The organism is Methylobacterium sp. WL9, from assembly GCF_008040035.1.
In the GTDB taxonomy this organism is placed as follows: domain Bacteria; phylum Pseudomonadota; class Alphaproteobacteria; order Rhizobiales; family Beijerinckiaceae; genus Methylobacterium; species Methylobacterium thuringiense.
In genome coordinates this window covers 1-2,363 of sequence record NZ_VRVE01000164.1, presented here as the reverse complement: position 1 = coordinate 2,363, position 2,363 = coordinate 1, and the positions used below count along the sequence as shown (strand labels likewise).

Below are 2,363 nucleotides of genomic sequence, written 5' to 3'. Positions count from 1 at the left end.
GGGCGACGCGGCCACCCTGGCGCGGCGCGTCGCGGCCAGCCTGCGGCCGGGCGCCTGCCTGCTCCATGTCGCGGGCGAGGACCGCAAGGCGGAGCCGGGAGCGAGCCTCGATGCCGCCGGCTACCGCGTGACGGTGTGGGAGGCCTACGCGGCGCGGGCCGTCGACGCCCTGCCCGCCCCCGTCACCGAGGCCTTGGGCGACGGAAGCCTCGCGGCGGTGCTGCATTATTCGCGGCGCAGCACCGCGACGGCGCTCCGACTCACACAAACCGCCGGACTCGACGGAGCGTTTCGCGGAGTCGAGCATTACTGCCTGTCGGCAGACGTGGCCGTACCCCTGGTCGAGGCCGGACTCGTGGCCCATTTCGTTGCGGCGCGGCCGAGCGAGGATGCGCTCCTGGCCGGTCTTCCGCATTCGGCCTGAGGGCAGCCCTCGTCCGCATGGGCTGTCGGTGCTAGGCCGACAACAGAAAACGGGGTCTTCGCGGGCCGGGCATCTCACGATGCCGCGTCCGACGGCAGGCCCGAGAAGAGGGATGATACGCCCGTGACTTCATCGGCAGACGAGCGCGGCAAGCCCACCGACCGACCGGGCGACACCTCCGGCAAGCCGGCTTCGGCCACGCCGGGCGGCGCACCTGCCAAGCCCGGCTCGACCGGCAGCAGCGCCATGCCGTCGAGCGCGACTCCCAAGCCTGCCGAAACTCCGAAGGTGGTCGAGCCTGCCAAGCCCGCTGCGGCGACCGGCACTGCGTCGAGCGGTGCCGGCGCGAAGCCGGGAGACGCGACACCGCCTGCCGCAACATCGGCTGCGCCCAAGCCGGGCGTCACGGAACCGGCCAAACCCACCGTGGCGAGCACGGAACCCGTCAAGCCAGGATCCAGCGGTGCCGGTGCGGCCGGCGTCATGGATGCGTCGGCGAAGCCGGTCAGTTCCGGCCCCAACACGGTCTGGTCTACCAGCCGTGGCCAGAGTGGCGCGACGTCCGGTTCCGCCGCCTCCCCCACGCAGCCGGCGAAATCGGGCGCGACCGGCAGCAGCGCGGTTCCGCCCGTCGCGCCGTCGCCCGCCTCCGGATCTGCCAAGCCCGAGGCGCCCGCCAAAGCCGGGGCGACCGGCAGCAGCGCCATCGGCCCCGACGCGGCCAAGGACGCATCGAAGGATACAACGAAGGACGGCAGCAAGCCCGCCTCCGGTGCCGGCACGGTGCCCCCGGCCGGTGCCACGCGGGTGAAACCCGAGGATGCGCTGACCGATGGTCCGATCCTCGACCTCAAGGCTAATCGCGGCGCCGATCCGGCCGGCGCCAAGACCGGAGGCAAGGATAGCGCTGCCAAGCCGGCCGCGTCGTCCGCTCCCTCGGTCGCGGCCGCCAAGTCCGGCGCGGGCCTCGGCGCCCTCGCCGCATCCGGATTGCTGGGCGGCGTGAGCGGTGCCGTCCTGCTGTTCCTGCTCGCCCAGACGGGCATGCTCACGCCGAAGGGCGATGCGGCTCGTTTCGACGCCCTCGACAAGCGCATCGCCGCGCTCGCACCGGCCGATGCCGTGGCGGCCCTCGACCGGCGTGTCGCCGCCAACGAGACGGCGCTGAAGCCCCTGCCCGAGGCCTTGACCAAGGCCCAGGCCGCGGCTTCGTCCGCGGGCGAGAAGGCGGATCAAGCGCTCCAGAAGGCGGGCGGAGCCCCCGCTGTTCCGGCGGCCGACGGATCGACGCCGGCTCCGGCCGCGCCGGCCGACCTCGTCGCCCGGCTCGACGCCCTCGACCAGCGTGTCTCCGCCCTCCAGGAGGAGCCGGCCCGCGAGCAGGGCTCGGAGGCCAGGCTCGGCGCAACGCAGAACGGTGACGCGACGGTCCGGCTCGCCGATCTCGACGAGCGTCTGAAGGCGCTGGAGACCAAGGGTCAGGCGCAGGGCGCGCCGTCCGTGCCGGAGGAAGATATTGCGCCGAAGCTCGCGGCCCTGCAGGGCGATGTCGAAACCCGCGCCAAGGCGAACGAGGCCGCCGACAAGGCGCTCGGCCAGCGCCTCGACCAGTTGCAGCAATCCCTCGACGGCCGGGTCGCGGCCGCGACGGAGGCGGTGCAGCAGGTGACGCAGGCCAGCCGACAGACGGCAGAGGCCAACAAGGCTCAGGCCGACGAGGCCGCCAAGGCGGTCGACCGCCGTCTGCAGGAGCAGGCCGACCGCATCGCCACCCTCGACAAGACGGTCGACGGCAGCGCCAAGGCGGCGACGGTGCAGGCGACGCTCCGCGTCGTCGCGGCGAACCGCATCTCCGACGCCCTCGCGACCGGCGCGCCCTATGCGGACGCCCTCGGCAGCCTGCGCGGCAGCGATGCCGGGGACGGGGCGGGCCTCGCAC

General features: G+C 73.7%; 2 protein-coding genes and 1 pseudogene. 2 read left to right on the top strand and 1 reads right to left on the bottom strand.

Translation table 11 applies throughout. The features are described from left to right. Nucleotides 1-424: uroporphyrinogen-III synthase (locus FV217_RS22170; protein WP_187272678.1), on the top strand; the 424-nt coding region annotated here is incomplete at its 5' end. A gap of 74 nt (nucleotides 425-498) precedes the next feature. Here the strand turns inward: FV217_RS22170 and FV217_RS22165 are convergent. Next, nucleotides 499-1,185, bottom strand: a complete 687-nt coding sequence (locus FV217_RS22165) for a hypothetical protein (RefSeq protein WP_147821781.1) — start codon at nucleotides 1,183-1,185, stop codon at nucleotides 499-501. Nucleotides 1,186-1,207: 22 nt separating this feature from the next. Between FV217_RS22165 and FV217_RS22160 the strand changes: the two are divergent. Next, a pseudogene (locus FV217_RS22160) lies at nucleotides 1,208-2,363 on the top strand (hypothetical protein); the annotation flags it as partial.